Genomic DNA, 24,539 nt, shown 5'->3' on the forward strand with positions numbered 1-24,539 from the left:
CACCCCAAGCGAAGTCATCCATCCCCTTGGGAGCCAGTCTCATGCGCGTGATCGTTCTGGGCAGCGGCGTCATCGGTGTCACCACCGCCTATTATCTGGTGCGTGCCGGGCATGAGGTGACCGTGCTGGACCGTCAGGCCGGCCCGGCGCTGGAGACCAGCTATGCCAACGCGGGCGAGGTGTCGCCGGGCTATTCCGCTCCCTGGGCGGCGCCGGGGCTGATGCTGAAGGCCATCAAGTGGATGACGATGAAGCATTCGCCGCTGGTGATCCGGCCGAAGCTGGATCCTGCCATGTGGTCCTGGTGCCTGAAGCTGCTGGCCAACGCCAACGAGGCGAGCTACCAACTGAACAAGAGCCGCATGGTCCGCGTCGCCGAGTACAGCCGCGACTGCCTGAAGGCTCTGCGCGCCGAGACCGGCATCACCTATGACGAACGCACCCAGGGCACGCTGCAGGTCTTCCGCACCCAGAAGCAGATGGACGCCGCCGGCTACGACATGGCGGTGCTGGAGCGCTACGGCGTTCCCTTCACGCTGTTCGACCGCGATGGTCTGACCTCGGTCGAGCCGGCCTTGGCCCATGTGAAGGACAAGCTGGTCGGCGCGCTGCACCTGCCGGGCGACGAGACCGGCGACTGCTTCCAGTTCACCAGCAAGCTGGCCGACTTCGCCGCCAAGCGTGGGGTGGAGTTCCGTTACGGCGTGTCCATCCGCGGGCTGGAGAGCGACGGCCGCAGGATCACCGGCGTCCGGACCGACCAGGGCACGCTGACCGCCGACAGCTACATCGTCGCCATGGGCAGCTATTCGCCCAAGCTGGTGAAGCCGCTGGGCATCGACCTGCCGGTCTATCCGGTGAAGGGCTATTCGCTGACCCTGCCGATCACCGACGCCGCCCACGCGCCGGAATCGACGGTGATGGACGAGACGCACAAGATCGCCGTCACCCGGCTGGGCGACCGCATCCGCGTCGGCGGCACGGCGGAACTCTCCGGCTTCGACCTGACCCTGCGCGAGAAGCGCCGCGGGCCGCTCGACCATGTGGTCAGCGACCTGTTCCCCAAGGGCGGCGACCTGTCGAAGGCGGAGTTCTGGACCGGGCTGCGCCCGAACACGCCGGACGGCACGCCGATCCTGGGGCCGACCCACATCCGCAACCTGTACCTGAACACCGGCCACGGTACGCTGGGCTGGACGATGTCCGCCGGCTCGGCCCGCGTGCTGGCCGACGTGGTCAGCGGCCGCCGGACCGAGATCGACATGGAAGGGCTGAGCGTCGAGCGCTACGGCCGCAAGCCGTCGGTCGCGGTGTCGCGCCCGGCCACCGTCCGTCCGGCCTGACCGGAATAGGGAACCCGCGCCGTCCGGCGGATGCGGGTCATCGCCAGCTCGAGAAGGGCGGCGTCGGTGATTTCGGCCCCATCCAGCCGATGTCGCCCGCGCCGCCCTTCGAATTTCTCCACCCGGTGGCCGAGACGCCTGAGATGCAGGATCGCCTCGTAGAGCCGGCTCGGCGGCTCGTTCGCCGGGCGGGCCGTCATGGGTGGACCGCCAGGACGATCAGCCGCTTCGGGCCGTGGACGCCGTAGGCCAGCGTCTGCTCGATATCGGCGGTCTTGCTGGGGCCGGACACCAGCAGCGCGTTGGTCGGCATCGCCTGCGTCCATCCCTGCTCGCGCATCGCCTGCAGGAAGGTGTCGTAGAGGGCGTCGGCGCGCAGCAGCGCGATGTGGATGTGCGGGACCAGCGAGAGCGTGCGGGGCTCCTCGGCCGTCGGCCACAGGATCAGGCTTCCGGTCTCGGCGATGGCGCCGCGGGTGGTGGTCAGGCCGGCTTCGATGGATTCGAACAGCCGGGGCTTGAGGTCTTCGAGCGGGCGGTCGTAGGGGATGAGGGTGGTGGAGGCCGTGTCCCACCCCTCGGCCAGCCGTTTCCCGGCGTCCGTCGCCGGTGCGTAGACCAGCGATCCCACCCCCTCCTGCGCCAGGAAATCCCGCAGCACCGCCGGCCAGTTGGCCTCCGTCGCGTCCAGGAACTCGGTATGCACCGCCTCCATCAGGCGGCGGATGCGGGGCAGGCGTTCCTCGTTCGGCCAGTGTTTCGCCTCGATCGGCGTGAAGTCCGAGGCGGGCGGGGGCAGCGGGTGGGCGTCGCGGCTGGCGCGCAGCCGGGCCAGGATCGAGTTGCGGGTGTCAGACATCGGGAACCCCCTTGGCGCGGGCGAGGTCGTGCAGGGTGCGGCCGGCGAAGCGCGGCTTGGCGCGGACATTCGTCCACTCCTTCAGCAGGGGCAGCGATGACGGCGCCGCGTTGCCGAGCCTGCTCATCGCCGTGGTGGCGATGCGGTAGGCGGTGGGGGAGGCGTTCATCGCCGCCCAGCCGCTCCACACCATCGCCTCCGCCCTGCTGGCCTTGGCGCCGCCGTCCTTCACCGTGCCGCCGGGCTTCACCGCCTCGACCCGCAGGCGCCCCATGATCTCGACGATGGGGATCTTCACCGGGCAGATCTCGACGCAGGCGTTGCACATGGTGCAGGCGTGGGGCATGGCGCCGCGCTTGTCCAACCCCTCGATCTGCGGCACCAGGATCTTGCCGATGGGGCCGGGATAGGGCGCCTCGTAGGCATGGCCGCCGACCTTGGTGTAGACCGGGCAATGGTTCATGCAGGCGCCGCAGCGGATGCAGCGCAGGGTGTCGCGCAGTTCCGGGTCGGCGTAGATGCCGGAGCGGCCATTGTCGAGGATGATGAGATGCACCTCGCGCGGGCCGTCCTTCTCGCCGTCCTTGCGGGGGCCGGAGATCATGTTGACGTAGGTGGTGATCGGCTGGCCGGTGGCGGAGCGCGGCAGCAGGCTGATGACCGGCGGCACGTCCTCCAGCTTTTCCACCACCTTTTCCAGCCCCATGAAGGCGATGTGGACCGGCGGCACGGTGGTGCACATGCGGCCGTTGCCTTCGTTCTCGATCAGGCAGAGGGTGCCGGTTTCGGCCACCGCGGCATTGACGCCGGACATGCCGACGTCGGCGGCCTGGAACTTGGCGCGCAGCACGCGGCGGGCGAGGTCGGTCAGATAGGCGGCGTCCTCGCGGCTTTCGGCGTCCTTGATCTTGCGCTTGAACAGGTGGGCGATCTGCTTCGTGTTCAGGTGGATCGCCGGCATGATGATGTGCGACGGCATGGTGCCATCCAGCTGCACGATGTATTCGCCGAGGTCGCTTTCCAGCACCTCGATGCCGTTCTTTTCCAGAACGGCGTTCAGGTGCATCTCCTCCGTCACCATCGACTTGCCCTTGACCACCAGCCGGGCGTCGACCCGGTGCAGGATGTCCAGCGCGATGCCGTTGGCCTCCTCCGTCGTGGAGGCCCAATGGACGGTGATGCCGTTGCGGGTGCAGTTCTCCTCCAGCCTCTCCAGCAGTTCCGGCAGCTTTGACAGCGCGCGCAGCCGGACCGAGGCGGCGAGCGCCCGCACGCCGCTCCATTCCGCCGCGTCGGCGAACTGGGCGGCGCGCTTGGTCATCAGCCCATCCATGGCGCGGCGGAAATTGCCGCGCAGCTGCGGGTCGGCCAGCGCCGCACGCGAAGCGGCGGCGAAATCCGGTGCATTACCGTCCATGGATGCGCTCCTTCAGGAACTGGGCGATGTGCTGGCCGCGCGCGGCCTTGGCTCCGGCCTCCAGCGCGCCGGTGATGTTCAGCAGGCAGCCGCAGTCGCCCGACACCACGCGGGCGGCGCCGGTGTCCTCGATGTCCGCCACCTTGTCGCCGACCATGGCGGCGGAGATCTCCGGATGGCGGACGGCGAAGGTGCCGCCGAAGCCGCAGCATTCCTTCTCCCTCTTCAGCTCCACCAGCTCGACGTTGGCGAGCTGGCGCAGCAGGGACTTCGGTTCCTCCACCACGCCCATCTCGCGCTGGGCATGGCAGGAGGCATGCCAGGTGACGCGCAGCGGCTCGCCCTTGTCGGTGAGCCGGACGTCCAGCACATGGACCAGGAACTGGGTCAGTTCCCAAACGCGGGCCGCCACCTGCACCGCCTTGGCTTCGTCCGCTTCGCCGCGGAACAGGTCGGGCCAGTGCTTCTTCATCATGCCGGCGCAGGAGCCCGACGGCACGACGATGGGATCGTCGCCGGGGAACAGGTCCAGCTGGGCGCGGGCCACCTTCAGGGCGTCGGCGCGGTAGCCCGAATTATAGGCGGGCTGGCCGCAGCAGCTTTGGCCCTGGGGGAAGACGACGGTCAGCCCCTGCGACTGCAGCAGTTCGATCCCGGCCATGCCGGCGTCGGGGAAGAACAGGTCGACCAGGCAGGTGCCGAAGTAATAGACGCGGGCCGGTATGGGGGGCTGGTGGTCCATGGGCGTTTCCTCACCGTCTCGGTTATTGCCCCCACCCCGACCCTCCCCCGCCCAGCGGGGGGAGGGTCGGGGTGGGGGGTAGTGTTTGTGGAGGGTAAGTGCCCTCCCTAGAACGCCGCCTCGGCCACCCGCGCCGCTGCCTCACCCGACTTCGCCGTCGCGCAGGCGTCGACCAGATAGACGATCGACCGGTAGGGCACGCCCGCCTTGTCGGAAAGCCCGATCTCGCAGGTGCGGCTGGTGGAATAGCCCGACGCGCAGCCCTCCGGCACCGCGGCCGGCAGGTGGCGGAGCGCGTGGGCGTTCAGTTCCGGCGTGGTGAAGCCCTTGTCGCCGGCGAAGCCGCAGCAGCCGACGTCCGGCGGCACCACCACCGTCTCGGCGCAGGCCTTCGCCACCGCGGTCAGCGCGCCGTCCAGCCCCATGCGGCGGGTGGAGCAGGTCAGGTGCAGCATCACCGGCTCCGCCGACTTGGCGATGGCCAGGCGGGGCAGCGCGAACTCGCTCAGGAACTCCGCCACGTCGAGGATGCGCAGGCCCGCGTCGGTCAGGCGCTTCTTCAGGCGCAGGGCGCAGGGGCTGGTGTCCATCACCACCGGGTAACGGCCGCCCCGGCTCGCCGCCGACAGCGCGGCCAGCATGGCGTCGGCCTTGGCGTCGGCGGCCTCGGTCAGGCCCTTGCTTTCCAGCGGCATGCCGCAGCACTGGCCGTCCGCCTCCTCCGGGTAGAGGATGCGGAAGCCGGCCTTGCGCATCACCGATTCGACGACTTCGGGCAAGGGACGCTGCTGCGGGTCGCCGGCGGCGGGGCCCATGCTGCGGCTGACGCAGCTGGGGGCGTAGACCACCGTCGGCAGGTCGTCGCTGGGGATGTCCGAATACCCGGCAAAGCTCGCGGCGGTGGGCAGGCTGCGGGGCAGGGCCGGCAGGCTGCCGCCGGTCAGCAGGCGCGCCGCCGCCTGGGTGGCGCCATGCCCGACCGTGCGGCGGGCGAGATCGGCCAGACGCAGCCCGGTGCGGGCGAGGCCCAGCGTGCCTTCCATATGGCCGGCGACCATCGCCCCCGCCTTGCGGGCCATGGCGCCGCGCCGTTCGCCGCGCAGGGACTTGACCAGCAGCCCGGTCTCGATCCCCACCGGGCAGGCGGTGGCGCACAGGCCGCAGGCGGCGCAGGTGTCGATGCCCTGATAGTCGTAGGCGGCGCTGATCTCGGCCAGACGCCCGGCGTCGCCGCCGGTAGCCGCCAGCCGCGCCATCTCGCGCCGGCCGACGATGCGCTGGCGCGGCGACAGGGTGAGGCGGTGGGACGGGCAGGTCGGCTCGCAGAAGCCGCATTCGATGCAGGTGTCGACCAGCGGATCGGCCGGGGGCAGCGGCTTCAGGTTCTTCAGATGGGCCTCGGGGTCGCCGTTCAGGATGACGCCGGGGTTCAGCAGCCCGTCGGGATCGAAGAGATCCTTGATCTCCTTCATCAGCCCATAGGCCTGCGGACCCCATTCCATCTCGACGAAGGGGGCCATGTTGCGGCCGGTGCCGTGTTCCGCCTTGAGCGAGCCGTCGTAGCGGTTGACCACCAGAACCGCCACATCGTCCATGAAGCGGCGGTAGCGGTCGATCTCCGCCCGGGTGTCGAAGGCCTGGGTGAAGACGAAGTGCAGGTTTCCTTCCAGCGCGTGGCCGAAGATGATCGCTTCGTGATAGCCGTGTCGGAGGAACAGCGCCTGCAGTTCGCGTGTCGCTTCGGCCAGCCGGGGCAGGGGGAAAGCGACGTCCTCGATGATGACGGTGGTGCCGGTCTGGCGGATGGCGCCGACCGCCGGGAACAGGCCCTTGCGGATCTTCCAGAAGCCCTCGCAGGCCTTGGCGTCGGTGGTGAAGCGGGTGCCGCCGATGGTGATGCAATCGGCCAGCACCGTGGCGATTTCCGCCACGTTGGCCTCCAGCGCCGCCGTCGTTTCGGCGCGCGTCTCCACCAGCACCGCCGCCACGTCCGGGCCGAAGCCGCTGATCTGCGGCGGCATGCCCGGCTTGTCCTGGATGGAGCGCAGAGAGGCGCGGTCCATCAGCTCCGCCGCATCGACCGGCGCCGCCTTCAGCAGCGACACCGCGTGGCAGGCCTCGCCGATGTCGGGGAAGAACAGCAGGGCGCTGGCCTTGTGCGGATGCTCCGGCACCGTGCGCAACGTGATGGCGGAGATGAAGCCCAGCGTTCCTTCCGATCCGATCATCAGGTGCTGGAGGATGTCGACCGGATCCTCGTAGTCGACCAGCGCGTTCAGGCTGTAGCCGGTGGTGTTCTTGATGCGGAACTTGTCGCGGATGCGGCCCGCCAGCGCCGCGTCGGCGCGGGTGCGGGCGCCGAGATCCGCCAGCCGGTCGAGCAGCGCGCCGTGGCTGTCGCGGAAGCGGCTGCGGCTGGCCGGGTCGGCGGTGTCCAGGACCGTGCCGTCGGTCAGCACCAGCCGCATCGATTCCAGCGTGCGGTAGCTGTTCTGCGCGGTGCCGCAGCACATGCCGCTGGCATTGTTGGCGGCGATCCCGCCGATCTTCGCGGTGGCGATGGAAGCCGGATCGGGGCCGATCTTCCGCCCCAGCGGCGCCAGCCGGCGGTTCGCCTCCGCCCCGATCACGCCGGGCTGCAGGGTGACGGTCGCCGCGGCCGGGCCGATGCTGCAGCCGCGCCAGCCGTCGCCCAGCACCACCAGCACGCTGTCGCTGACCGCCTGGCCCGACAGGCTGGTGCCGGCGGCGCGGAAGGTCACCGGCACCTTGTGGCCGCGGGTGATGCGCAGCAGCCGCACCACCTCCTCCTCCGTCTCCACCAGCGCCACGATCCTGGGAATCAGCCGGTAGAAGCTGGCGTCGGTGCCGTAGGCCAGCGTGCGCAGCGGATCGGTGACCAGCCGGTCCCGCGGGATGACGGACTGAAGCTCGGCCAGAACGCGGTCGTATGGGCCGGCCAGGGCTGCGGTCGGGGAGGCGGGCGGCATCGTCGGCGGCTCCTGCGGGACAGAGGGGATGGCGTGGCGACGGCGTCCTTCCCGCGGCGGGGGATTCCCTGCGGACCGGCGGCTGCGGGCATCACTTTTCCATACGGTAAGACGTGGGTAAAAGATTTTACCAAATTGTGCAATGGCTGAATCGTTTCTCAGGCGACCCACTTTGGTAGGTGGTGGTGTCCGCGGCGATCCCGACGCCCAACATCCTGTTCCGGACGGCCGCGCTGGACGCCTGTTCCGTCCATGGGTAGAAGGGGATCGGGAGATGCAGGGAGAGGCCGCCTACCCAATGCAGGGGACGATCAAACCGGCCAAGCTGGCCGACGCCATTGCCGAGCATCTGGAGCGGCTGATCCTGGAGGGCGCGCTCCGTCCGGGGGAAAAGCTGCTGGCCGAACGCGAACTGGCGGTGAAGCTGGACGTGTCGCGCCCGTCGCTGCGCGACGCCATCGCCAAGCTGGAGGAGCGCGGCCTGCTGGTCACCGGGCGCAGCGGCACCCATGTCGCCACCTTCCTGTCGCAGATCGCCGACCCGCTGATGACGCTGATGCGCAACAAGCCGGATGCGTCCTTCGACTATCTGGAGTTCCGCCGCTCCATCGAGGCGGCGGCGGCCGGGCTGGCGGCGCAGCGGGCGACCGACGTCGACCGCGACGCCATCCGCGCCATCGTCGCCCGCATGCAGGACGCCCACGGCAAGGACGACAGCTCGGAAGAGGCGGAGGCCGACGCCGACCTGCATCTGGCGATCTACGAGGCGGCGCACAACGTCGTCATGCTGCACATCATGCGGACCCTGTCCAACCTGCTGCGCAACGACGTGTTCTACAACCGTGCCGACCTCTATTCCCGGCCGGGGGTGCGCGAGCTTCTGCTGCGGCAGCATCTGGCCATCGCCGATGCGGTGCTGGCCGGCGACGCGGCTGCCGCGAGCGCGGCGGCCGACGCCCATGTGGAGTTCACGCTGCAGACCCTGCGGGAGATCCGGGACCACAATGCCCGCGTCCAGGTCTCGCTGCGGCGGATCGGGCGCACCGACCTGATCGACAGCGGGGCCTGATCGACAGCGGGGCCTGAGCGGGTAGGCCGGGCTTGCGGCCGGCGGGGGCTCTCGGTCCAGGGTCATATGCCGGTGGGGCCGCCCCGACTGGCGGCAGGGCTTGCGCCGGGATACACTGCGGCCGAACATTCCTTCGCCACCGACCGCCCGAGTGCCGCCGCCGTGTCCTCCGCCAAGAAGCACCGCATCCTGCTGATCGAGGATACGGTTCCGCTCGCCAAGCTGTACATCGAGTTCCTGCGCGCGGACGCCCATGAGGTCGTGCATTGCACCCGCGGGCGCGAAGCGCTGGACGCCGCGGCGGCATCGCCGCCCGACGCGGTGATTCTGGACCTGAAGCTGCCGGACATGGACGGGCTGGAGGTGCTGCAGGCCCTGCAGGCCCGCGACTTGAGCGTGTCGGTGGTCATCATCACCGCCCACGGCTCCATCGATCTGGCGGTGGAGGCGATGAAGCTGGGCGCCTTCGACTTCATCGTGAAGCCCTTCAACGCCGACCGGCTGAACCTGACCCTGCGCAACGCGCTGGAGAGGCGGGCGCTGGCGCGCATGGTGGAAGGATACCGCAAGGATCTCGACCGCGGGCGCTTCCATGGCTTCATCGGCAGCTCGCCCGAAATGCAGGCGGTCTACCGCACCATCGAAAGCGTGGCGGCCAGCCGCGCCAACGTCTTCATCACCGGGGAGAGCGGCACCGGCAAGGAGGTGGCCGCCCAGGCGATCCACCGCGCCAGCCCGCGGCGCGACCGCGCCTTCATCGCGCTGAACTGCGCCGCCATTCCGAAGGAACTGCTGGAATCGGAGATTTTCGGCCATGTGAAAGGCGCCTTCACCGGGGCGGCGGGCGATCGGCCGGGTGCGGCCCTGCTGGCCGACGGCGGTACGCTGTTCCTGGACGAGATCTGCGAAATGCCGGTGGAACTGCAGAGCAAGCTGCTGCGCTTCGTCCAGACCGGCACCGTCAGCCCGGTGGGCAGCGGGCGGGAGGAGCGGGTGGACGTGCGCTTCGTCGCCGCCACCAACCGCGATCCGCTGGCCGAGGTGCAGGCGGGCCGTTTCCGCGAGGATCTCTATTACCGGCTGCACGTGATTCCGCTCGCTCTGCCGCCGCTGCGCGACCGCGGCGACGACGTGATCGAGATCGCCCGCTCCTTCCTGATCGACTATGCGCGGGAGGAGGGGAAAGCCCTGGTGGACTTCGCGCCGGAGGTGGAGGCGCGGCTGCGCGCCCATGACTGGCCGGGCAACGTGCGGCAGCTCCAGAACGTCCTCCGCAACGTCGTCGTGCTGCACGACGGTCCGCAGGTGGTGCTGGAGATGCTGCCGCCCCTGACCGGGGCCGGCGGAATCGGTGCCGATGCCGCGGCCGGTGCCGGAGTCCCGGCCGACGGCGGGCTGGAGGAGGATGGCGCCGTCCTGCCGTTGTGGCAGGTGGAGAAGGAGATGATCCTGAAGGCCCTGCGGCTGAGCGGCGACGACGTGCCGCGCGCCGCCCTGATGCTGGAGATCAGCCCGTCCACCATCTACCGCAAGCTGCAGCAGTGGCGCGCCGCCGACGGGGCCGCCGCACGGGGAAGTGCCGCGTGAGCGGGGACACCGCCGGTGCGGTTCCTGCGGCGCTGCCCCCGGACGAGGAGCGGCGGCTGGCGGTGCTGGAGTCCTATTGCGTCCTCGACACCCGGCCGGAATCCGGCTTCGACAACATCACCCGGCTCGCCCGGCATTTCTTCGGCACGCGCATCGCCCTGGTCTCGCTGATCGACCGGGACCGCCAGTGGTTCAAGAGCCGCATCGGGCTGGACGTGGAGGAAACGCACCGCGACCTCGCCTTCTGCGCCCATGCCATTCTCGACGACGGCGTCCTTGTGGTGCCGGACGCGACGAAGGATGCGCGCTTCGCCGGCAATCCGCTGGTCACCGGGGAACCCAACATCCGCTTCTATGCCGGCGCGCCGCTGGTGGTGGACGGCCACAAGCTGGGCACGCTGTGCGTGATCGACGCCGCCGCCCGCGACGGCTTCGACGCGCGGGAGGAGGAAACCCTGACCCAGCTCGCCCGGCTGGTGGTCGACGAGCTGGAGCTTCGCCGCGAAGTGACCCGGCGCCAGCAGGCGGAAGCGGAGTTGCGCGACCGCTCCCGGCTGTTGACCCTGGCCGAGGAGATCGGTCAGTTCGGGCATTGGTACATCGACTTCGTCACCGACACCCGCCGCTGGTCGGACGAGGTCTACCGCATCATGGGCCTGACCCCGCGGGACGGTCCGCCGACGGTCGACATGTCGCGCGGCGCCTACCATCCCGACGACCTGCCGACTCTCGCCGCCCTGGTTCAGCGGGCGCGGGCGACCGGCGAGGGATTTTCCGTGGAGGCGAGGGTCGTCCGTCCCGACGGCGCGCTGCGCCACGTCTTCATCCGCGGCATGGCGGAATGGGGGGAGGCCGGCCGGCCGATCGGATTGCTCGGCGTCGTCCAGGACATCACCGACGCCAAGCGGGAAGAGGCGGAGCTGCAGCGTCAGGCTGCCGACATGTGCGCGCTGGCCGAAGGGCTGGATGCCGCCCGCGAGGAGGCCGACGCCCTGCGGGCGCGGGCGGAGGCGGCGACCCAGGCGAAATCGGAATTCCTGGCGGCGATGAGCCACGAGATCCGCACGCCGATGAACGGCATCATGGGCATGACGGAACTGCTGTTCGACACCCCCCTGACGGCGGAGCAGCGCCAGTTCGCCCAGGCCATCCGCAGCTCCTCCAACGCGCTGCTGACCATCATCAACGACATCCTCGACATCTCGAAACTGGAGGCCGGCCGCGTCGCCATCGAGACGCTGCCCTTCGACCCCGCCGATCTGGTGGAGGGGGTGGTGGAACTGCTGACCCCCCGCGCCCACGAGAAGGGGATCGAGATCGGCTTCTACATCGACCCGTTCCTGCGCCGCACCCTGCTGGGCGATCCGACGCGCATCCGGCAGATCCTGGTCAACCTGGTCGGCAATGCGGTGAAGTTCACCGACCAGGGATCCGTCGCGGTGGAGCTGGAGGCGCTGGACGCCACCGAGGCCCATCTGGTGCTGCGCATGACGGTGACCGACACCGGCATCGGCATTCCGGCGGAGGCGCTGCCCATCCTGTTCAGCAAGTTCCAGCAGGTGGACGGGTCGATCGCCCGGAAATTCGGCGGAACCGGGCTGGGGCTGGCGATCTGCCGCCAGCTGTCGGAACTGATGGGCGGCAGCATCGCGGTGGAGAGCAGCCCGGGCGTCGGCAGCCGCTTCCTGGTCGATCTGCCGCTGGCCCTGCTCGACGAGGCGATGCCGCCGGCCGAACAGCCGCTGGCCGGGCGCCGTGCCTTGGTGGTGGACGATCTGGCGGTGAACCGCCGCGTGCTGGCGGCGATGCTCGACAGTTTGGGCGCCCGGCCGACGGCGGTGGACAATGGTCCCGATGCGCTGGAGGCGCTGACCCGCGCAGCGGTCGGCGGCAGGCCCTTCGACGTGGTGCTGGTGGACCAGACCATGCCGGACATGGGCGGTGACACCCTGCTGGCGGCCATTGCCGGCGATCCGACGCTGGCCGGCACCCGACGGGTTCTGATCGCCGGGCTGGGAACGGCGGCGCGGGCCGACTGCGGGCCGGTCCAGGGGCTGGCCAATGCCATCCTCAACCGCCCGCTGCGCCAGGGCGCGCTGGCCGGCTGCCTGACCGGCCTGTTCCAGGCGGCCGGACCGCCCCCTTCGGCGGACAAACAGGCCGAAGGAAAGCCTGCCGAGCGCGGCGGGGAGCCGGCGCGCAGCGGCAGCATCCTGCTGGCGGAGGACAACCGCACCAACCAGCTGTTCGCCACCACCCTGCTGCGCAAGCTGGGCTACACGGTCGAGGTGGCGGAGGATGGGGAACAGGCGGTGGCGGCGGCTTGCCGCGGCGGCATCGATCTGGTGCTGATGGACGTACAGATGCCGGGCATGGATGGGCTGGAGGCGGCGCAGGCGATCCGCGCGCAGGGCCATGTGCAGGGCGGGCGGCTCGTCAGCCTGCCGATCATCGCCCTGACCGCGGACGCCATGCCGGGCACGCGCGAGCTGTGCCTGCGCGCGGGCATGAGCGATTACCTGACCAAGCCGATCAGCCGGGCCGGACTGCTGGCGGCGCTGGACCGGTGGATGCCGAAGGCCGGGGGCGCGCATGGGGCGGCGGACGCCGACGGCGCCGGCGGCGAGGTTCTGGACGAGGCGGTGCTGGCCGAGCTGGCCGAGACGGTGGGTGCCGACAATCTCGTCATGATCGTCGACAGCTTTCTCAACGACGTGTCCGGCCGGCTGGAAAGACTGTCGGCCATGGCGCGGTCGGCCCCGGCCGGCACCCTCGACATGCGGGCGCTGGCGGGGGAGGCGCACGACCTGTCCAGCCTCGCCGGCAGTTTCGGCGGAATGGCGGTCATGCACCTCGCCTGGCGGATGGAGGTGATCTGCCGCGGCGGCGACATGGCGCAGGCCGCCCGGCTTCTGCCGGTGCTGCTGCGCGAAGCCGCCCGCCTGGAGCGTTCCTTGCGCGAGCGCACCGGCGCGGCGCGGCCGGCGGCCTGAGCCTTTCCGCCCGGAATCCTGCCTGTAATCCCGCCTGCCGGAGGGACGTCAGCCGGTGCCGGGCTGGGTCGAGCCGTCGGTGTCTTCGGCCCGCTCCCGCAATTCCTTCGACGACATGCCGGCCGGGGTGGCGTCCTGCAGGGTGCCGTCGCCGGGCGTCTTGGTCATGTCCTCGCGCGGGGAGCGTTCGCCCGCCGGCGTCTGGTCGTGGGTATCCGAACCGGATTTGCCCGCTGCGGCATGGTCCGGTTGGGATTTGTCGGTGTGGGGCATTCCTTCGGAGGGGATGCGCGTTTGAGGCGTGTCGGTCATGATGTCCTCTGCTATCTTCCGAAGGAGTCAACGACATTGGACGGGTGCGGGTTCCGATCCTGACCAATCCTTCGGAGACCGGGAGAAGCCGGCGCCGCGAGGTGCCGAAGAAGCGCAAGAAGAACGGGCCAACCACCAAGGTCCGGCGGCGAAGACCGACAGGTGCCGTCCGGCCAGCAAGGAGTGTGATAAGGTCATGGAATCGAGCAAGCACACACCGCATGGCGATGTGACCCAGGTCGGCACCGTCACGCTGACCGACGACGCCACCGGCAAGACGCTGAAACTGCCGCTGCTGGGCGGGTCCACCGGTCCCAACGTTATCGACATCCGCAAGCTCTATGCCGAGACCGGCTATTTCACCTACGATCCCGGCTTCACCTCCACCGCCGCCTGCGATTCCGCCATCACCTACATCGACGGCGACGAGGGTGTCCTGCTGCACCGCGGCTATGCCATCGCCGATCTGGCCGAGAACTGCGATTTCCTGGAGGTCTGCCACCTGCTGCTGAACGGCGAACTGCCGAACCCGCAGCAGAAGGCCGATTTCGAGCGCACCATCACCTACCACACGATGGTGCACGAGCAGCTGGCCAAGTTCTACAGCGGCTTCCGCCGCGACGCCCACCCGATGGCGATCATGTGCGGCGTCGTCGGCGCCCTGTCGGCCTTCTACCACGATTCCACCGACATCTTCGACCCGCTGCAGCGCAAGATCGCCGCGCACCGCCTGATCGCCAAGATGCCGACCATGGCCGCCATGGCCTACAAGTACACGGTCGGCGAGCCGTTCATGTATCCGCGCAACGACCTGACCTACGCCGAAAACTTCCTCTACATGACCTTCGGCACGCCCTGCGAGGAATGGACGGTCGATCCGGTCCTGTCCAAGGCGATGGACAAGATCTTCATCCTGCATGCTGACCACGAGCAGAACGCCTCGACCTCCACCGTCCGGCTTGCCGGCTCGTCCCACGCCAATCCGTTCGCCTGCATCGCGTCGGGCATCGCAGCGCTCTGGGGTCCGGCCCATGGCGGCGCCAACGAGGCCGTGCTGAAGATGTTGGATCAGATCGGCTCGGTCGACCGCATCCCCGAATTCGTGCGCCGCGCCAAGGACAAGAACGACAGCTTCCGCCTGATGGGCTTCGGCCACCGCGTCTACAAGAACTACGACCCGCGCGCCAAGATCATGCGCGAGACCTGCTATCAGGTTCTCGACCGCCTGGGCATCCAGAACGAGCCGCATCTGGCCATCGCCATGGAGTTGGAGAAGATCGCCCTGTCGGACGAGTATTTCATCGAGAAGAAGCTCTATCCGAACGTCGATTTCTATTCGGGCATCATCCTGAAGGCGATGGGCTTCCCGACCAGCATGTTCACCGTGCTGTTCGCACTGGCCCGCACCGTCGGCTGGATCAGCCAGTGGAAGGAGATGATCGAGGATCCGGCCCAGAAGATCGGCCGCCCCCGCCAGCTCTTCACCGGCTACGCCGCCCGTCCCTTCGTGCCGCTGGACAAGCGTTGAGTGCACCATACCTGCCCCGCCTTGAATCCCCTCTCCCCGCCGGGGAGAGGGTTAGGGTGAGGGGGATGCACTGAGCGCCGTGACCCAGCCCCTTCAACTCGGCCTGTCGGTCGCCATCGTGGCGGTGATCGGCGGTACGCCGCGCGTGGTGACGGTGCGCAGCGGCTTCGCCGTGCCGGAAGACCACCGGCGCGGCGACGAGCCGTTGCCGCATCGCGACGCCCTGCCCGGCGCACCCTTCGAGCCGGACCGTTTCCGCACCCTGCAGGAGGGCGTACGCGCGGTGGCGGAGGGGCTGTCCGGCCTCGCGCTGCGCTATGTCGAGCAGCTCTACACCTTCGGGGACCGCTACCGTGACCCGCATGAGCTGTTCGGCGGCCCGCGCTCGGTCGTGGTCGGCTATCTGGCCCTGGTCCGCGACGGCCCGCTGGGCGGCGATGCCTCGGCCGAGTGGCGCGACCTCTACGAGCATTTCCCGTGGGAGGATTGGCGCGACCAGCGCCCGCCGCTGCTGGACGGCGTGATCGCCCCGGCGCTCGGCGGCTGGATCGCCTCGGCTCCCGACGAGGAAACCCGCCTGCGCCGGGGCGAGCGCGCCCAGATGGCCTTCGGGCTGGATGGCGCCGACTGGGACATGGAACGGGTGCTGGAGCGCTTCGAACTGCTCTATGAAGCCGGGCTGGTGGTGGAGGCCTTCCGCGACCGCGACCTCGCCGCGCGGGTCGATGCGTCGGTGCGGGCCGGCGGACCGATGCCGCGGGCGCTCGGCCGGCCGATGGCGCGCGACGGCCGCCGCATCCTGGCGACCGCGCTGGAGCGGCTGCGCGGCAAGCTTCGCTACCGACCCATCGTTTTCGAGCTGCTGCCCCCCACCTTCACCCTGCATCAATTGCAGTTGGTGGTCGAAGCGCTGTCGGGCGAGCGGGTTCACAAACAGAATTTCCGGCGCCTGATGATCTCCGGCGGTTTCGTCGAACCGACCGGACGTTATGAAAGCCAGACCGGCGGCCGTCCGGCGGAGTTGTACCGCTTCCGGCGACAGGCTATCCACGAACGCACCAGCGCCGGGGCCATTCCGTCCGCGGATGGATAAGGAAAGAATCTCCCGGAAACGTCGACGCGCGGCATTGGGCGCAGTTGTCAACGGGCGGCTGCAAGCGGATACTGCAGGAACGGTTCTATTCCCGGAATGTCCATGCCCGGAATGCCCATACCCGGAAAGTCCAAGAAGGCCGATGTCGCACCGCATTCTGATCGCCGACGACCACCCGCTGATGCGCACCGCCCTGACCCAGACGATCGGGCAGGCGATTCCCGGTGCCGTGATCCTGGAGGCGTCGCGATTCGAGCAGATCAAGCCGCTGCTGGACACCGGGGAACCGCCTGACATCATCCTGCTCGACCTGCACATGCCCGGCATGAGCGGCCTGATCGGGTTGATGATGCTGCGTTCCGAAAATCCGGCGATCCCGGTGATCGTGGTGTCGGCGTCTGAGGATCCGGTGACGATCCAGCGCGCCATCGATTATGGCGCCTCCGGCTTCGTGCCGAAATCCGCCCCCAACACCCAGATCGTCGAGGCGATCCATGCCGTGCTGGACGGCGAGCTTTGGCTGCCGGAGTTCAACGGCGGACCCGAGACCGACGCTCCCGACCCGGCCCAGCGCGCCGCCACCCTGACCCCCCAGCAGCTCCGCGTCCTGGCCGGCATCGCGGAGGGCAAGCTGAATAAGCAGATCGCCTACGAGATGAACGTCGCCGAGACGACGGTGAAGGCCCATGTCACGACGATCCTGCGCAAGCTCGGCGTGCTGACCCGCACCCAGGCCGCGGTGCTGGCGAGCCAGCTGGCGCTGTCCTCGGCCCCGCCGCCGCCGGTGGAGTGAGGGGGCCGTCTGCCTCATGCCTCACTCGCCCGCCACCCGCTGCCTTTCCGCCAGCAACTGCCCAAGCAGCGCCCGCAGCGCGCCCGGACGCACCGGCTTGTAGAGCAGCCGGCAGCCCGCCGCTTCGATGTCCTCGCGCACCGCGGCATCGCGGTCGGCGGTGACGACGGCGGCGGGAATGTCGCTGCCCAGCGAGGCACGCAAGGTCCGCAGGGCCTCCACCCCGGTCAGGCTGCGGTCGAGGTGGTAGTCGGTTAGGATCACGTCGGGCATGCGCCCCTCCAGCTTCGCCAGGGCGAGGTCGGGGGCGACGGCGGTGACGACGCGGCAGGACCAGCTCGACAGCAGATCCTCGGTGGCGCGGGCGATGGCCGGCTCGTTTTCCAGGCAGAGCACCAGGACGCCGCTCAGGTCGCGGCCGCGCGGGCGGGCCACCACGGCGCGGGCGGCGACCGGCTCGTCGGTCAGCGGCACCAGGACGGAGAAGGCGCTGCCCCGCCCGACCCTGGATCGCACCTGCACCGTGTGGCCGAGGATTACGGCCAGACGCTCCACGATGGCGAGGCCGAGGCCCAGCCCCTTGCCGCGGTCGTCGGCATCGTTGTCGAGCTGGCGGAACTCCATGAAGATTTCCGGCACCTTGTGTTCGGGGATGCCGGGGCCGGTGTCCCACACCTCGATCGACAGGAAATTCCCGCGGCGGCGGCAGCCCAGCAGAATGCGGCCGGTGCGGGTGTAGCGCACGGCGTTGGCAAGATAGTTCTGAAGGATGCGCCGCAGCAGCGTCGGGTCGCTGTGCACGATGGCGGAGCAGTCGACCACCCGCAGCCCCAGACCGTGGCGGCTCGCCAGCACGGTGAACTCCTCGCCCAGCGGCTTCAGCAACTCCTCGATGCGCATCGGCAGCGGGTTCGGCTTCACCACGCCGCTGTCGATCTTGGACACGTCCAGCAGGTCGCCCAGGATATGTTCCACCGACCGCAGCGAGGTGTCGATCTGGCGGATGGCGCTGTCGCCGTTGCGCTCCGCCAGGGCGGACAGGAACAGGCGGGCGGCGTGCAGCGGCTGCAGCAGGTCATGGCTGGCGGCGGCGAGGAAGCGGGTCTTGCCGCGGTTGGCGCGCTCGGCCTCCGCCTTGGCTTCGGACAGGGCGTGGGTGCGCTCCTCGATGCGGCGTTCCAGCGTTTCGTTCGCTTCGCGCAGGGCGGCGGCCGCACGGTGGCGCTCGGTGACGTCGGTGTAGACGGCGACGAACCCGCCCCCTCCGGGCTTCGATCCCGGCATCGGGTTGGTGGCGATCTCCAGCACCGTGCCGTCGGGACGCACCCGCTCGTAGACGTCCGGCTTGTTGCGGCGGCGCGGGTCGGAACGGCGTTCCAGCAGGGTTTCGATCTCGCCGTTGCGGCCGTATTCGCCGCGCCGCGCGATCAGCCCGACGATCTCCTGCAGCGAGGTGCCGACCTGCACGAAGCCGTCGGGCAGGTCCAGCAGCACCAGGAACTGGTTGTTCCAGGTGGCGACGCGCCAATCCTCGTCGAACACCGCGATGCCCTGCGGCACATTCTCCACGGTGGCGCGCAGCAGTTCATGCTGCTTCAGGATGGCGCGCGACGCCTCGTCGATGATCGACCGCGCGTCGGTGCGCGACAGCCGGCGGTCGGACAGCAGCCCGGCCACCACCACGCGGGCGGAGGCCGAGCCGACGGCGCCGGCGAGCAGCCGCTCGGTCAGCTGGATCGCCTCGCCGTCGGTGCGGGTCAGCAGCGCGGTGCGCAGGTCTCCGTCCTCCACCCCGGTGAAGCGGCAGAAGGCGGCGTCGGCGCGGGCCTGCCCGACATAGCGGACGGCGAGGTCGTGCAGATCGGCCAGCGTGGCGCCGCGCGGCCCGGTGGCCTCCCCGTCGGCGGAGCGGCGCAGGCTGATGAAGCGCGCGGCCTGCTGGCGCTCGAGCGTCGACGGCCGGGTCAGCAGCGAAACCAGCACGAACAGCAGGATGTTCGGCCCCAGGCTCCACAGCGCGGCATTGGTCAGCGGGTCGATGCCGGCGATGCCGGCCAGCGCCACCGGGCTGAGGCCGGTCAGGCCGAACGGCCCCTCGCGCAGCGCGCTGGAGGCGAGCCATCCCGCATCGGCGAAGGACGGCAGCAGCATGGTGTAGGCCCAGCCGACGAAACCGGCGCAGATGCCGGCGAAGGCGCCGGCGCGGCTGGCGCGGGCCCAGATCAGGCCGCCGAGCAGGGCGGGGGCGAACTGCGCCACAGCGGTGAAGCTCATCATGCCGATGGTCGCCAGCGGAAAGGCAGGGCCGATCAGCCGGTAGCAGCCGTAGGAGAGCAGAACCAGCACGATCACCGCCGAGCGGCGGATCAGCAGCAGGACCCCCGCCGGGTTGTCGCGCAGCCGCCGGTCGTCGGGGCGCAGCGCCATCAGCAGCGGCACGGCGACGTCGTTGCAGATCATGGTGCTGAGCGCCACCATCTCCACCAGGATCATGCTGGTCGCCGCCGACAGGCCGCCGATGAAGGCGGCCAGCGCCAGCCACGGCCAGCCCTCGCTCAAGGGGATGGAGACCATGAAGGTGTCGGCATTGGTCGTGCCGTCCGGGAACAGCATCAGCCCGGCCAGCGCCACCGGCAGCACGAACAGGTTGATGGCGATCAGATAGGCGGGGAACAGCTTGGCCGACGACCGCACGTCGCCGTCATGGGTGTTCTCCACCACCGCGACGTGGAACTGGCGCGGCAGGCACAGGATCGCCAGCGCCGACAGCAGGCAGGCCACCCACCAGTCCGCGCCGATGCTGTCCAGGCGGATCAGGTCGAGAAAGCCGGGATGGTTCATCGCCGCTTCGACGAAGGTGGCCGGATCGCCGAAGACGGAAAAGGCGATGGCGCCGCCCACCGCCAGCGCCGCCGCCAGCTTCACCACCGATTCCGCGGCGATGGCCAGCATCAGGCCGCGGTGGTGTTCGTTGGCCGACACGCTGCGCACGCCGAACAGGATGGCGAAGGCCGCCATCAGCAGCGCTGCCATCAGCGCTGTCCCGCCCGGCATCTGGTTCAGGTCGGCCCCCAGCGACGCCCCGGCCAGAATCTCGAAACTGACGCTGATCGCCTTCAATTGCAGGGCGATGTAGGGCAGCAGCCCGATCACCGCGGCGACGGTGACGAGGGCGGCGAGGCTGCGGCTCTTGCCGTAGCGGGCCGACAGGAAATCGGAGATGGAGACGACATTCTCCGACTTCGCCACCCGGACGATGCGGGCCAGCACCGGCCAGCCCAGCCCGACCATCAGGATCGGACCGATGTAGATCGGCAGGAAGTAGAACCCTCCGGTGGCCGCCCGCCCCACCGCGCCGTAGAAGGTCCAGGAGGTGCAGTAGACGCCGAAGCTCAGTGCATAGAGCCAGGGGGTGCGCCGGTCGGCGCCCTGGTTGCCGGTGCGGTCGCCGTACCATGCAATGGCGAACAGCGACAGCAGATAGGCCATCGACGCGGCCAGGATGAACCAGCTTTCCATGGGGCTTTTCGCATCCCGTTTTTGATTTTCTCTCCCTGCGGGCGGCAGCCTAGCACAGAGCGCAGCCTCGCGCCGCGCCCACATTCGGCACCCACCTTCGGTCGTACGCAAAAGTTTGGGCCCGCCGCCAAAAAGGGGCAAAGGTGGCCGTACGACCGCACACCCGGAGATGCCGGCACATATCCGTGTCTTCCGTTGTTCCTACCTCCAGGCTGTCAAGCCTTTGGTCGAACATGCAAGGTTAAGGAGAGTTCGAATGGTATCGGTCAGCGCCGGTTCCCAGACCAGCATCAATACCGACGATCTCGGGGTTACCGGCATCCGGGGCGGCACGGTTGCCCTGGCCACCCCCACCCAGCTCGTCGTCAACTATGCCGACGGCCGCTCCACCGATTTCCGCGGCAATTTCACCTATGACGCTGCCGGCCAGACGCTGACCGGCGGCACCATCTCCAGCGTCACGAACTCGGTCAACGGGATTCCCGGCCTGTCGGTGTCCCAGCTCAACCTTCCGGTCGCGACGGCGCTGGGCTGGGAGGCCGCCGGTACCGATCCCGAGGCGATCCGCGCGGCTCTGCTGGGCGGCAACGACATATTTACCGGATCGGACTTCAACGACACGATCCGCGCCTATGCCGGCGACGACACCATCACCGGCGGGCGGGGCGACGATCTGCTGGATGGCGGCAGCGGCGTGAACATCATCGACGGCGGCGACGGGATCGACACGGTGGTCCGCAGTTCGACGCTGGCCGGCAGCGGCGCCGTCAAGCACAACGGCGAGATCTATGTGATCGACGCCAACGGCTATGACCGGCTGACCAATGTCGAGTTCATCCAGTACACCGACCAGACGGTGGCCAGCGCCTCCGCCCCGGTGTTCGACGGCCTGTCCTATCTCGCGGCAAACCCGGATCTCGCCGCCGCCTTCAACACCGACAGCGAAGCCGCCTTCAACCATTACCGCTCCCTCGGCTGGGGCGAGGATCGCAGCCTGACCTTCAACGCCGCCGGCTATCTGGCCGACAACCCCGACCTTGTCGCGGCGTTCGGCGCCGACACGGCGGAGGCGACCCGCCACTTCATCGAGTTCGGCCGCAACGAGAACCGTCGGACCGACTTCGACGCCACCAGCTATCTGGCGGCCAATCCGGACCTGATCCAGGCCTTCGGCTACGATCCGACGGCGGCGGCGCTCCATTACGCGACCTTTGGCCGGAACGAGGGGCGGAGCCTGGACTTCGATGCCTCGGCCTATCTGGCGCGCTATCCCGACCTGCAGGCGGCTTTCGGCGGCGACCTGCAGGCGGCGACCGCCCATTACATCACCCATGGCTATGAGGAGGGCCGTAGCGCCGCCCCGCTCGGCGCCAGCACCGGAACCGCCTTCGCGTCGGCCGATGCCCTGCAGCAGCAGGCGACGCTGTCGATCGCCTGACGGCGCTTCCGGCATCGTCCCCGCATCGGCCGGAGGCCGGACGGCAAGCGGGCGGAGGGTTCTCCCCTCCGCCCGTTTCCTTTTACCGGATCAGGAACTGCGTCAATCGTGCTGGTAGATGTCCACGTCCTTGGTTTCGCGGACGAACAGCATGCCGATCACCAGGGTGGCGGCGGCGATGATGATCGGGTACCAGAGGCCAGAGTAGATATCGCCGGTCGCCGCCACGATGGCGAAGGAGGTGGTCGGCAGGAAGCCGCCGAACCAGCCGTTGCCGATGTGGTAGGGCAGCGACATCGAGGTGTAGCGGATGCGGGTCGGGAACATCTCCACCAGCATCGCGGCGATCGGGCCGTAGACCATGGTCACGTAGATGACCAGGACGGTCAGCAGGGCGACGACCATCACCGTGTTGATGCGGGCCGGATCGGCCTTCGGCGGATAGTTGGCGGTCTTCAGCGCATCGCCCAGGCTCTTGTCGAATGCGGCGCCGGCGGCCTTGGTGTCGGTCGGTGCATGCGAGGCGGTCGGGCCGTGGCTGAGCGACACGGTGGTGCTTTCCTGCGGCACGGCGGAGTAGCTGGGGATGACCGTGCTGCCGACCTTGATCGAGGCGACGGTGCCGGCCGGCGCGGCCTCGTTGGTGTAGGGGATGCCGCGGCGGACCAGTGCGCTCTTGGCGATGTCGCAAGAGCTGGTGAACTGGCTGGTGCCGACCGGGTTGAATTGGAACGAGCACTCGTTCGGATCGGCGACCACGACGACCGGCGCGGTCGCGATGGCCTCTTCCAGCGCCGGGTTGGCGAAGTGGGTGATGCCCTTGAACAGCGGGAAGTAGGTCAGGCAGGCCAGCAGCAGGCCGGCCATGATGATCGGCTTGCGGCCGATCCTGTCCGCCAGCGTGCCGAAGATCACGAAGAAGGGCGTGCCCAGCAGCAGCGCCGCCGCGATCATCAGGTTGGCCGCCTGGGCGTCGACCTTCAGGGTCTGGGTCAGGAAGAACAGGGCGTAGAACTGGCCCGTGTACCACACCACCGCCTGGCCGGCGACGAGGCCGAACAGGGCGAGGAGCACGATCTTCAGGTTCTTCCACTGGCCGAAGGATTCGGTCAGCGGCGCCTTGGAGTGCTTGCCCTCCTCCTTCATCTTCTTGAAGGCGGGCGATTCGTTCAGCATCAGGCGGATCCACACCGAGATGCCGAGAAGCACGATGGAGATCAGAAACGGGATGCGCCAGCCCCAGGCGTTGAAGTCTTCCGCCGACATCGACACGCGGCAACCCAGGATGACCAGCAGCGACAGGAACAGGCCGAGGGTCGCGGTGGTCTGGATCCAGGAGGTGTAGTTGCCGCGGCGGCCATGCGGCGCGTGTTCGGCGACATAGGTCGCGGCACCGCCATATTCACCGCCCAGCGCCAGGCCCTGCAGCAGGCGCAGGATGATCAGGATGATCGGGGCGGCGATGCCGATGGATGCGTAGTTGGGCAGGATGCCGACGATGAAGGTCGACACGCCCATGATCAGGATGGTGACGAGGAAGGTGTATTTGCGGCCGATCATGTCGCCGAGACGGCCGAAGACCAGGGCGCCGAAGGGCCGGACGGCGAAGCCGGCGGCGAAGGCCATCAGCGCGAAGATGAAGGCGGCCGTCGGATTGACGCCGGAAAAGAACTGCGCGGCGATGACCGCGCTGAGCGAACCGTAGAGATAGAAGTCGTACCACTCGAAAACGGTCCCGAGCGAGGACGCGAAGATGACTTTCTTCTCCTCGCCCGTCATCGGTCGGACGGCATCGTCCGACGAAGCCGCATAGGCCATGGTCTTCACCCTCCCAAGTGAATGGTCATGCATATCGGTTGGTTTTTGGTGAGCGGTGCATTCCGGTCATGTGAACTGATGACCGGGCCCGCTCATTGGTTTTCCGGCAGATAGTGTGCCATCCAAACTATCTGCGTCACCCCCGACCATGGTCGGGGGTATCAGGCGTTGCGGTACTGGGATACACTGATCTTTTGGACAGGTGTTCTGTGGCTGCCCGAGGCCTTCAAAGCTTCGCAAGCTCAGGCGAAGCTGTCGCTCAGCCCCAGCTTCTTGAGCGGAAAGCCGGCGGCTTCGCATGTCTGGCGGATTTGTCGGACGGCGGCGGAGACTTCGCTGCTGAAGCTCTTCCTTGCGGGCGTCTTCAGGATCTGGCGGAACATCTCCTGATGAATAGTCGTGTGGACTTCATCGGCCGAAGATCCCAGCATATGGATCTTGTACATGTCGTCAAAGATATTGGCATCGACCTTGCGGCCGCTCGAAGTAGATACCCGCTTGAACCAACTCATACTCTTTGCCAGTTCCGAGTCTTGCCGTACCGTATTCATTCGACCCATCAGGCGGCTGTAATTCTGGTCGTTCTTGCTTTTTCCTTCCAAGAACATCTCAAAAATGCAAATTGCCTTGGTCTTGGTCGGCGAGCCGCAGAAGTGCTGGACCATCCAGGGGAACAACACCCGCTTCAGCCGCGTTACGGCGACATCCACCGGATCCTTAACAAGGTATATCCGATCTATGTCGGTTATTTTTTCTCCCAGCTTTAAGTTCGGGCCGAGAGTCAGGGCGGCATAGACGATTTTCTGCCTCATGTCATCTGCGGCAGAGGCGACGATTTTGGCGGGTGGGTCAAGGGACGGCAAGCAATCCTCCATGGCGGAGATCAGTATGTCCTCTGATAACTGATCATGCAAAAGTATTGCTCAATTCTCTTGGATATAAAACTACTCAAGAAGTCAGAGTCTATCGGCATGGAACTGGCCATAGCCCACTTATCTTTCCTTAAATTCGGTTTTTGACATGTGCGCCGGGGCTGTA

Annotated in this window: 17 protein-coding genes; 8 read left to right on the plus strand and 9 right to left on the minus strand. The window is 68.4% G+C overall.

The features are described 5' to 3' along the window. Positions 1-41: 41 nt before the first annotated feature. Positions 42-1,343 (plus strand): D-amino acid dehydrogenase, encoded by a 1,302-nt coding sequence (locus tag DM194_RS25185; RefSeq protein ID WP_111070400.1) that lies wholly within the window; start codon positions 42-44, stop codon positions 1,341-1,343. On the opposite strand, the gene DM194_RS25190 is transcribed toward DM194_RS25185, so the two are convergent. From DM194_RS25190 to DM194_RS25210, 5 genes are all read right to left on the minus strand, one after another. After that, a complete protein-coding gene (locus DM194_RS25190) occupies positions 1,286-1,543 on the minus strand; it encodes a hypothetical protein (RefSeq protein WP_111070401.1) in 258 nt (85 codons plus the stop codon). The genes DM194_RS25185 and DM194_RS25190 overlap by 58 nt on opposite strands. Further along, a complete protein-coding gene (locus DM194_RS25195; RefSeq protein WP_111070402.1) occupies positions 1,540-2,202 on the minus strand; it encodes a LutC/YkgG family protein in 663 nt (220 codons plus the stop codon). Before DM194_RS25195 ends, DM194_RS25190 begins: the two co-directional genes overlap by 4 nt. Further along, the gene (locus DM194_RS25200) at positions 2,195-3,619 is read right to left on the minus strand and encodes a LutB/LldF family L-lactate oxidation iron-sulfur protein (protein WP_111070403.1); all 1,425 of its coding nucleotides are present in this window, start codon (positions 3,617-3,619) and stop codon (positions 2,195-2,197) included. Before DM194_RS25200 ends, DM194_RS25195 begins: the two co-directional genes overlap by 8 nt. Beyond that, positions 3,609-4,361, minus strand: a complete 753-nt coding sequence (locus tag DM194_RS25205) for a (Fe-S)-binding protein (RefSeq protein ID WP_111070404.1) — start codon at positions 4,359-4,361, stop codon at positions 3,609-3,611. The genes DM194_RS25200 and DM194_RS25205 overlap by 11 nt, the downstream gene beginning before the upstream one ends. Positions 4,362-4,468: 107 nt before the next feature. Next, positions 4,469-7,351, minus strand: coding sequence for an FAD-binding and (Fe-S)-binding domain-containing protein (locus DM194_RS25210; RefSeq protein WP_111070405.1), 2,883 nt, complete (start codon positions 7,349-7,351; stop codon positions 4,469-4,471). 298 nt (positions 7,352-7,649) lie between these two features. Here DM194_RS25210 and DM194_RS25215 point away from each other — a divergent pair, with 298 nt between their 5' ends. The 3 genes from DM194_RS25215 (at position 7,650) to DM194_RS25225 (ending at position 13,000) form a co-directional block, all read left to right on the plus strand. After that, positions 7,650-8,420 carry an FCD domain-containing protein gene (locus tag DM194_RS25215; RefSeq protein ID WP_111070406.1) on the plus strand — a complete coding sequence of 257 codons (771 nt, stop codon included), beginning with the start codon at positions 7,650-7,652 and terminating at the stop codon, positions 8,418-8,420. A gap of 162 nt (positions 8,421-8,582) precedes the next feature. Continuing rightward, positions 8,583-10,007 (plus strand): sigma-54-dependent transcriptional regulator, encoded by a 1,425-nt coding sequence (locus DM194_RS25220; protein WP_111070634.1) that lies wholly within the window; start codon positions 8,583-8,585, stop codon positions 10,005-10,007. Further along, positions 10,004-13,000, plus strand: a complete 2,997-nt coding sequence (locus tag DM194_RS25225) for a hybrid sensor histidine kinase/response regulator (RefSeq protein ID WP_111070635.1) — start codon at positions 10,004-10,006, stop codon at positions 12,998-13,000. The genes DM194_RS25220 and DM194_RS25225 overlap by 4 nt, the downstream gene beginning before the upstream one ends. 48 nt (positions 13,001-13,048) lie before the next feature. Here the strand turns inward: DM194_RS25225 and DM194_RS25230 are convergent, their stop codons facing one another. Then, complete coding sequence (locus DM194_RS25230) at positions 13,049-13,312, minus strand: hypothetical protein (RefSeq protein ID WP_111070407.1); 264 nt, start codon at positions 13,310-13,312, stop codon at positions 13,049-13,051. Positions 13,313-13,508: 196 nt separating this feature from the next. Between DM194_RS25230 and gltA the strand changes: the two genes are divergently transcribed. The 3 genes from gltA to DM194_RS25245 all read left to right on the plus strand — a co-directional run bounded on the left by gltA (position 13,509) and on the right by DM194_RS25245 (position 16,726). Further along, entirely contained in the window at positions 13,509-14,840 is a 1,332-nt protein-coding gene (gene gltA, locus DM194_RS25235) for a citrate synthase (protein WP_111070408.1), read from the plus strand. A 79-nt stretch (positions 14,841-14,919) separates the two neighbouring features. Continuing rightward, positions 14,920-15,933: an NUDIX hydrolase gene (locus DM194_RS25240; protein ID WP_111070409.1), complete on the plus strand. Its 1,014-nt coding sequence runs from the start codon at positions 14,920-14,922 to the stop codon at positions 15,931-15,933. 142 nt (positions 15,934-16,075) lie between these two features. After that, entirely contained in the window at positions 16,076-16,726 is a 651-nt protein-coding gene (locus tag DM194_RS25245) for a response regulator (RefSeq protein ID WP_111070410.1), read from the plus strand. 21 nt (positions 16,727-16,747) lie between these two features. Here DM194_RS25245 and DM194_RS25250 read toward each other — a convergent pair whose 3' ends face one another. Continuing rightward, positions 16,748-20,245, minus strand: a complete 3,498-nt coding sequence (locus tag DM194_RS25250; protein ID WP_111070411.1) for a PAS domain-containing hybrid sensor histidine kinase/response regulator — start codon at positions 20,243-20,245, stop codon at positions 16,748-16,750. A gap of 256 nt (positions 20,246-20,501) precedes the next feature. On the opposite strand from DM194_RS25250, the gene DM194_RS25255 reads away from it, so the two are divergent. Then, positions 20,502-21,683, plus strand: a complete 1,182-nt coding sequence (locus tag DM194_RS25255) for a calcium-binding protein (protein WP_111070412.1) — start codon at positions 20,502-20,504, stop codon at positions 21,681-21,683. 102 nt (positions 21,684-21,785) lie between these two features. Here DM194_RS25255 and DM194_RS25260 read toward each other — a convergent pair whose 3' ends face one another. Together DM194_RS25260 and DM194_RS25265 are read right to left on the minus strand one after the other, a co-directional pair. Beyond that, positions 21,786-23,501, minus strand: a complete 1,716-nt coding sequence (locus tag DM194_RS25260) for an MFS transporter (RefSeq protein WP_111070413.1) — start codon at positions 23,499-23,501, stop codon at positions 21,786-21,788. Positions 23,502-23,743: 242 nt separating this feature from the next. Next, positions 23,744-24,364 (minus strand): hypothetical protein, encoded by a 621-nt coding sequence (locus tag DM194_RS25265; RefSeq protein WP_111070636.1) that lies wholly within the window; start codon positions 24,362-24,364, stop codon positions 23,744-23,746. Positions 24,365-24,539: the final 175 nt, after the last annotated feature.

Origin of the sequence: Azospirillum ramasamyi (assembly GCF_003233655.1) — a bacterium.
GTDB classification, from domain to species: Bacteria; Pseudomonadota; Alphaproteobacteria; order Azospirillales; family Azospirillaceae; genus Azospirillum; species Azospirillum ramasamyi.